The 8,046-nt window shown below is 60.5% G+C and carries 6 protein-coding genes; all 6 read left to right on the top strand.

The features are described 5' to 3' along the window. The coding region (locus E8E68_RS11400) for a type I secretion C-terminal target domain-containing protein (RefSeq protein ID WP_280341436.1) at positions 1 to 3,555 on the top strand (3,555 nt) is incomplete at its 5' end. 251 nt (positions 3,556 to 3,806) lie between these two features. Then, complete coding sequence (locus E8E68_RS11395) at positions 3,807 to 4,148, top strand: tryptophan synthase subunit beta (RefSeq protein ID WP_110746723.1); 342 nt, start codon at positions 3,807 to 3,809, stop codon at positions 4,146 to 4,148. A 187-nt stretch (positions 4,149 to 4,335) separates the two neighbouring features. Then, positions 4,336 to 5,235, top strand: coding sequence for a TauD/TfdA family dioxygenase (locus E8E68_RS11390; protein WP_266033511.1), 900 nt, complete (start codon positions 4,336 to 4,338; stop codon positions 5,233 to 5,235). An 18-nt stretch (positions 5,236 to 5,253) separates the two neighbouring features. Further along, a complete protein-coding gene (locus tag E8E68_RS11385) occupies positions 5,254 to 6,273 on the top strand; it encodes an ABC transporter substrate-binding protein (RefSeq protein WP_266033514.1) in 1,020 nt (339 codons plus the stop codon). Positions 6,274 to 6,279: 6 nt separating this feature from the next. Then, complete coding sequence (locus E8E68_RS11380) at positions 6,280 to 7,143, top strand: ABC transporter ATP-binding protein (RefSeq protein ID WP_280341433.1); 864 nt, start codon at positions 6,280 to 6,282, stop codon at positions 7,141 to 7,143. Positions 7,144 to 7,157: 14 nt separating this feature from the next. Further along, positions 7,158 to 8,021 (top strand): ABC transporter permease, encoded by an 864-nt coding sequence (locus E8E68_RS11375; RefSeq protein WP_110746733.1) that lies wholly within the window; start codon positions 7,158 to 7,160, stop codon positions 8,019 to 8,021. The last annotated feature ends 25 nt before the right edge of the window (positions 8,022 to 8,046 follow it).

Genomic DNA, 8,046 nt, shown 5'->3' with positions numbered 1-8,046 from the left:
CACGCGGCGCTGACCTTCACCTTGAGCGACGGCACCACCGTCATCACTGTGCCGGCCAACAGCACCGTAGGGACTGCTACCGTCACCGCTCCGGACAACGTCTACGTCGGCAGCAACCCGGCGGTGATCAAGTCGATCGCCTCGGTGAGCGGCGATGACGTCGGCAAGTTCGAGAAACTGACCCTGGATAAAACCCAGGTGACCACCACCGTTACCGACGAGCCAGGTGTGGGCACTCCGGGCACTGGTAACCAGGGTGATGTCACCACCGTCGGCATCAGCGGGAGCACTTCGCTGACCGAAGGCGACACCGGCCATTACACGCTGACCTTGAGCAATGCGTCGAAGTCCGAGGTCACCATTACCCTCAGCTACAGCGGCACTGCCAAAAATGGTGAGGACTTTACCGGTGTCGCCACCGTGAAAATTCCAGCCAACAGCAGCAGCACCACGTTCGACATCGCGACCATCGACGACAAGCTGGTCGAGGGGACCGAGAACTTCGTGGTGAAGATCGAAGCCGCCACTGGTGGTAACTTCGAGAACCTGCAGGTCGACAGCAGCAAGTCGAGCGTGACTACGACCATTCTGGACAACGACCACCTGCCGGTTTCGCCTGGCGGTGCGGTGTTCGGTGTGGAAGACACTGACTACGTCTTCGCCTGGAGTGACTTCAAGGTCACCGATGCCGATGGCAACACCGGCTTGTCAGTAACCATTTCTTCGCTCCCGGCCGCGGGCACCCTGCAGTTCTTCAACGGGACTGCATGGGTGAACGTGACCGCTGGCCAGGTGATCAGCCAGGCTGATATCACGGCCCAGAACCTGAAGTTCGTACCGGCTCAGAACCAGTCGGGTGCGGACAACTATGGTGGCAACGGCGTGGGTAACCAACAGGCCGATTACGCGCAGTTCAAGTTCAAGCCGAACGACGGCACCAACCTGGGCAGCGAAGTGACCATGAAGGTCGACATCAGCCCGGTTGCCGACAAACCGACATTGAGCTTCGGCAGCGCCGATGTTGCGTCCAAAGGCCTGACCAAGGAAGTCTGGACTACCCTTAAAGGCCTGGGCACCGATGGCAATGGCATTACCGGTGATGCGCTCAAGACGGTCTTTGCCAACTCCGGCAACGCTGCCTCCAGCTCCACCACCACCAACGTGCAGTCTGATGGCAGCGTCACTGCCGGCACCGGCTCGAAAACCTCGGGCCTGATCTACCTGGAAGCCGGCAAGACCTACACCTTTAGCGGCACTGCTGATGACAGCTTCGTGGTCACCATTGGTGGCAAGACTGTGGTCACGGCCACCTGGGGTGGCGGTGGCCAGGTTTCGGGCACCTTCACCCCGAACACCAGCGGCTACTACCCGATCGAGGTCTACCATGCCAACCAGTCCGGTCCGGGCAGCTATGACCTGAACATCCAGGTAGGCTCGGGTGCGGTCACTGACCTGAACAGCTCGAACGTCAAGATGTACCAGAACGTGACCGAGATGGCCAATGCTGGCCTGGGCGTGTCCGACCTGCATACCGTAAATGGTCAGAGCTACTACGACGGCTACAAGCTGAACGAAGGGCCGGAAGGTGGCTCGGTGAAATTGGTCGGTATTACAACCGCCCTGACCGATACCGACGGTTCAGAAACCCTGAACGTGACCCTCAGCGGTATTCCGAAAGGCACTGTACTCAGCGATGGCGCAGGCCACACGGTCACGGTAGGCAGCACACCAGTGGATGTGACCGGCTGGAAGCTCAGCAGCCTGACCTTGACTCCGCCGGCCTACTACAAAGGCTCGTTCGACATCACTGTCATCTCGACTGCCACTGAAAGCCTGGGCGGTTCGGCCATGACCACTGGCAATATCCCAGTGACCGTGTACGCCGCGACCTACAAGGCCAGCGTAGGCACTGCGGGCAACGACACCATGACCGGCAGCGAAGGCAACGACATCATTGTCGCCGACGTGGCTGGCCTTAACGTGGTCCAGGGCAAGAACTACAACATCGCCTTCATGGTCGACAGCTCGGGCAGTATGAGCGACAAGTCGATTTCCGACGCGAAGGCGCAGTTGGCGTCGGTGTTCAACTCACTCAAGTCCAGCCTGGGCTCCGACACTTCGGGTACCGTGAACATCTTCCTGGTTGACTTCGATACCCAGGTGAACAAGAACGTAGCGGTGAACCTTGCCGACCCGGATGCCCTGAGCAAGTTGCAGGCGGTATTGAACTCGATGGTGGGCGGCTACTACGGTGGCGGTACCAACTATGAGGACGCGTTCAAGACCACGGCCAACTTCTTCAAGAGCACCATGGCTACCAGCAACACCGGTGCAGAAAACCTGACCTACTTCATCACCGACGGTAAACCCACGTACTACCAGAACGGCGAGTCGACCAACCCGCGTCTGTGGACGGGCGGCAAGTACCTGGACGATGTGGTCAACGTCAACAACTACAAGATTGGTGACTCCTTCAGCACCATGGTCGACAGCACCCACAAGCTGGAAATCAGCAGCAACGGGACGGTCACGCTCTATACCTACCGGAGCAGTGGTCGCCTGGATTCGACCAGCGACCTGGGCACCATCCATGCCCAGGGTGACGGTACCTACGAGCTGTCCAATCTGGCCGGCAACGGCGGGACAAGCTCGAATAACCTTTCCAATGCGGCTGATGGCTCGACGGCGAGTTTCAACCTGCTTTCTGGCGTGACCAAAGTGCAAGCCATCGGCCTGAACAGTGATGTCACGCTGAGCGACCTGTCGCCGTACGACAGCGCTGGCAAGCCACAGACCAACATCGATCCGTCCGACCTGGCCAAGGCGATCCTCGGCCACTCCGAAGCAACGGTACCGGGTGCTGATACCATCGACGGTGGCAACGGCAACGACATCATCTTCGGTGACCTGATCACCCTCAACGGTGTGGTGAGCGAGGGCTATCAGGCCCTGCAAACCTATGTCGCGCAGAAGAGCGGGGTCGAAGTCAGCGCCGTCAGCACCAGCAATGTGCACCAGTACATCAGCGAGCACTACAGCGAATTCGATATCTCTGGCGCCAAAGATGGCAACGACATCCTGTCGGGCGGCAATGGCAACGATATCCTCTTCGGCCAAGGTGGTAACGACACGCTCAACGGTGGCAAAGGTAATGACATCCTGCTGGGCGGTACTGGCAATGACACCCTGATCGGTGGCGAGGGCAACGATATCCTGATCGGTGGCAGCGGTGCCGACACCTTCGTGTGGAAGGCTGGCGACATTGGCAGCGATGTGATCAAAGACTTCAAGGTGGCCGAGGGCGACCGGATCGACCTGAAGGACCTGCTGCAGGGCGAGAAGGGCAGCACCATCGACAACTACCTGAAGCTCTCCACGGTGGAAGGCACGACTACGTTGCAGGTCAGCAGCGAAGGCAAGCTCAACGCCGAAGGTGGTATCGCCAATGCCGACGTGACCATCAAGCTGGAAGGGGTGAACTGGTCCAACACCACGATCAACTCGTTGATCAGCGGTGCTGACCCGACCATCATCATTCACAACAAGGACAGCTGATTGCTGATGCGTTAGCGGGCTGCTCTGCAGCCCGGTCGCTGGCAAGCCAGCCCGCATAGGTACAGTGCAAGCCTTCAAGGTTGTGCTACCCCTGTGGGCGCTGGCTTGCCGGCGATTGGCCGCGCAGCGGTCACGGCTCTTTCCTGCCATCTCTCGACAGCGCATACTCTGGCGCCGGGCCTGCGTGCCTGCTGATCTTTGCCTATGCTGCTGCCTACCAACAAGGAATCAACGTGACGAGGGACACCGCCATGTTCTACGTGCAACGCAATGCTGCTGGTGAGTTGCTGCGGGTAGAGGCAGCCGCTTTTGACCAGTTCACCGAAATGCTTCCCGCCGACCATGCCGATATTCAGGAGTGGTTTGCCGACGACGTCGTGGAAAACAGCCTCAACCAGCTCAAGCAAAGCGACTTGGACATGATCCGTGTCCTTGAAGATCTGATCGATGTACTGACCGCCAAGGGTGTGTTCAAGATTACCGACCTGCCCGCAGGCGCACAGGCCAAGCTGCTCAACCGTTCTACGGCGCGCAAGGCGCTCAGCAGCCTGAACAACCTGATCGATGAGGAAGAGCAGGGCGGGCTGATCTGAGCAAGGCTCGGTGCTATGGTTATTCTTTAAAGGTATTTAAATTATTCCTCTTATGACTTTATAGTCGCTTCCACTGCGTACCCGTCGACCAATCGATGCGCCGCACGACTTGAACCCACACGGGAAATCCCCGTGCGTTTCTGATCGTTGCGCGCCATTGAAGTCGCGCACTGCGTGGGAGTGAAAAATGTCAGCCGCCTCGAACGCCTTGTCGACCATCGACAGCGCCCAGCCGCAATCCTTCGAAATCCGCCCATTCGCCGGTGCCGTCGGTGCCGAGATCATCGGTCTGGACCTGGCCGCACCGGTCAACGCCGCGGATTTCGCGCGTATCCATCGTGCCCACCTCGACCACCATGTGCTGGTGTTCCGCGACCAGCGCATCAGCCCAGATCAACAAATTGCCTTCAGCCGGCGTTTCGGCGAATTGCAGATCCACGTGCTCAAGCAGTTCCTGCTTGCCGGCCACCCCGAGATCCTGATCGTTTCCAACATCATCGAGAATGGCCAGAACATCGGCCTGGGTGATGCCGGAAAGTTCTGGCACTCAGACCTGTCCTACAAAGCGTTGCCCAGCCTTGGTTCGATGCTGCACGCCCAGGAACTGCCCAGCGAAGGCGGCGACACGCTGTTTGCCGACATGCACAAGGCCTGGGACGCTGTGCCTGACGCCCTGCGCAAAGTGGTCGAGGGCCGCGATGCCGCCCACTCCTACACCGCCCGTTACGCCGAAACCAAGTTCGAAGGCAATTGGCGCCCGACCCTGACTGCCGAGCAACTGGCACAGGTTCAGGAAGTGATCCACCCGGTGGTGCGCACTCATCCGGAAAACGGCCGCAAGGCACTGTTCGTCAGCGAAGGCTTCACCACCCGCATCGTCGGCCTGCCAGATGACGAAAGTCGCGACGTGCTGCAGCAGCTCTACGCCCTCAGCGTGCTGGAGCAGAACATCTACCGCCACCAGTGGCGGCCCCACGACCTGGTGTTCTGGGACAACCGCTCGCTGATTCACCTGGCCACCGGTTGCCCCGCCGACCTGCGGCGCAAGCTGTATCGCACCACTATCCAGGGCGATGCCCCTTTCTGACGTCTGAGGAATACCATCATGCGCAAATCCATCAGCCGCCTGGCGGCAAGCATCGGACTGGGCGCTAGCCTGGTCGTCGGCAGCCTGGCGGCCCCCGCCGTGGCGCAAGCAGAAGGCAAGATTCGCATCGCCGAGCAGTTCGGCATCGTCTACCTGCTGCTTAACGTGGTGCGTGACCAGCACCTGATCGAGAAACACGGCAAGGAGCAGGGCATCGACATCGAAGTCGACTGGGCCCAATTGTCGGGTGGTTCGGCGATCAACGACGCCCTGCTGTCCGGCTCGGTCGATATCGCCGGTGCTGGGGTCGGCCCGCTGCTGACCGTCTGGGACCGCACCAAGGGCCGGCAGAACGTCAAGGCTGTGGCCTCGCTGGGTAACTTCCCGTACTACCTGGTCAGCAGCAACCCCAATGTGAAGACCATCGCTGACATCTCCGACAAGGACCGCATCGCGCTGCCGGCGGTAGGCGTGTCGGTACAGTCGCGCTTCCTGCAATACGCCGCTGCGCAGCAATGGGGCGACAAGGAATACAACCGCCTCGACAAGTACACCCTGGCCGTACCGCACCCGGACGCCACCGCCGCGTTGCTGGCCGGTGGCACCGAGCTGAACGGTCACTTCTCCAACCCGCCGTTCCAGGACCAGGTGCTGGCCAACAAGGACGTGCACGTGGTGCTCAACAGCTACGACCTGCTTGGGCCCAACTCGCCGACCTTGCTGTTCGCGACTGAAAAATTCCGCAAGGACAACCCGAAAACCTACAAAGCGTTCGTCGACGCCTTGGCTGAAGCCGCAGACTTCGCCCAGAAGGACAAGGCCGCTGCCGCCGACACCTACATCCGCGTGACCAACGCCAAGATCGACCGCGACGCGCTGATCAAGCTGATCGACAACCCGCAGTACGAGTTCACCGTCACGCCAAAGAACACCTACAAGCTGGCCGATTTCCTGTATCGGGTAGGCGCCATCAAGCACAAGCCGGAATCGTGGAAGGACTACTTCTTCCAGGATGAACGCCCGCTGCAGGGGAGCTGACTGATCATGACCGCCCCTTTGCCAGGCCACACGGCCAGCAACCTGAGCCGTGTCGTAACGCCACCTTTGCTGAAGGTGGATAACCTCAGCCTCGAATACCGCACCGCGCAACGCGTGGTGCGTGCCACCCACCAGGTCAGCTTCGAAGTCGATCGTGCCGACCGTTTTGTGCTGCTCGGCCCCTCTGGCTGCGGCAAGTCCACCTTGCTCAAGGCGGTTGCCGGGTTCATCCAGCCACAGGAAGGACAGATTCTGCTGCAAGGCCAGGCAGTACGTGGCCCCGGCCCTGACCGCATCGTGGTGTTCCAGGAGTTCGACCAGCTGCCACCATGGAAAACGGTGAAGCAGAACGTGATGTTCCCGCTGTTGGTTTCGGGCCAGCTCAAGCGCGCCGAAGCAGAAGAACGGGCACTGCATTACCTCGACAAGGTCGGCCTGGCGGCCTTTGCCGATGCCTATCCGCATACCTTGTCGGGGGGCATGAAGGCCCGCGTGGCGATCGCCCGCGCCTTGGCTACGCAGCCGAAGATCCTGCTGATGGACGAGCCATTTGCTGCACTGGATGCGCTGACCCGACGCAAGATGCAGGAAGAGTTGCTGCTGCTGTGGGAGGAGGTGCGCTTCACCCTGCTGTTCGTCACCCACTCCATCGAAGAAGCGCTGGTGGTCGGCAATCGCATCCTGCTGTTGTCGCCGCACCCGGGGCGGGTGCGCGCAGAAGTGCACAGCCACCAATACGACCTGGGCAGTCTGGGCGGCAGTGACTTCCAGGCCAGTGCCCGGCGTATCCATCGTTTGCTGTTCGACGAGGCAGAAGTCCCGGAACAGCCCGACGACCTGGGCTTCAACGACATTCGCATCGCCTACTGACAGGAGCTTCAGCCATGACCACTACACCTGTACGCCAGGAATACGAGGTGCAGCTGCAGCCCCTGCTCAGTGTGCCGGTGGAGCGCCGATTACCGTTGGCCCAGCGCCTGTGGCAGCAGGGCTGGTTGCGCAAAGCGGTAATCCTGCTGGTAATCGCCGTGCTGTGGGAGGCCGCTGCGCGATACCAGGGTAACGACCTGCTGCTGCCCAGCTTCCTGCAAACAGCTGCAGCCCTGTGGGGCGGCTTGATCAGTGGTGAGCTGCCGGCCAAGGTCGGGGTTTCGCTGGTGATCCTGCTCAAGGGCTATGTGTTGGGTATTGTCCTGGCCTTCGGTTTGACCAGCCTGGCGGTTTCCACCCAGTTAGGACGGGACTTGCTGGGCACGCTGACTTCGATGTTCAACCCGCTGCCGGCCATCGCTCTGCTGCCGCTGGCCTTGCTTTGGTTCGGGCTGGGTGACAACAGCCTGATCTTCGTGCTGGTGCATTCGGTGCTGTGGGCATTGGCACTCAATACCTATGCCGGCTTTCTCGGCGTGTCCGAGACCCTGCGCATGGCTGGGCGCAACTACGGCCTGAAAGGGCTGCGGCTGGTGCTGCACATCCTGGTACCGGCGGCCTTGCCATCGATTCTGTCGGGTTTGAAGATTGGCTGGGCGTTTGCCTGGCGCACCCTGATCGCCGCCGAATTGGTGTTCGGCGCCAGCAGTGGCAAGGGCGGGCTGGGATGGTACATCTTCCAGAACCGGAACGAGCTGTACACCGACAAGGTGTTCGCCGGTTTGGCGGTGGTGATCCTGATCGGTTTGCTGGTGGAAGGGCTGGTGTTCAATACCCTGGAGCGCCTGACGGTGCGGCGCTGGGGCATGCAGCGCTGACCTTTACTGGCCCTATCGCCGGCAA

The organism is Pseudomonas sp. BN607 (assembly GCF_029871175.1).
In the GTDB taxonomy this organism is placed as follows: domain Bacteria; phylum Pseudomonadota; class Gammaproteobacteria; order Pseudomonadales; family Pseudomonadaceae; genus Aquipseudomonas.
The sequence above is the reverse complement of the archived record's forward strand: the minus strand, read 5'-3'. Positions and strand labels throughout refer to the sequence as shown.

What these genes read in the sequence shown, in the direction of transcription:
- E8E68_RS11395 (WP_110746723.1), top strand. Translation starts at nt 3,807, where the DNA reads ATGTTCTACGTGCAACGCAATGCTGCTGGTGAGTTGCTGCGGGTAGAG.
- E8E68_RS11390 (WP_266033511.1), top strand. Translation starts at nt 4,336, where the DNA reads ATGTCAGCCGCCTCGAACGCCTTGTCGACCATCGACAGCGCCCAGCCG.
- E8E68_RS11385 (WP_266033514.1), top strand. Translation starts at nt 5,254, where the DNA reads ATGCGCAAATCCATCAGCCGCCTGGCGGCAAGCATCGGACTGGGCGCT.
- E8E68_RS11380 (WP_280341433.1), top strand. Translation starts at nt 6,280, where the DNA reads ATGACCGCCCCTTTGCCAGGCCACACGGCCAGCAACCTGAGCCGTGTC.
- E8E68_RS11375 (WP_110746733.1), top strand. Translation starts at nt 7,158, where the DNA reads ATGACCACTACACCTGTACGCCAGGAATACGAGGTGCAGCTGCAGCCC.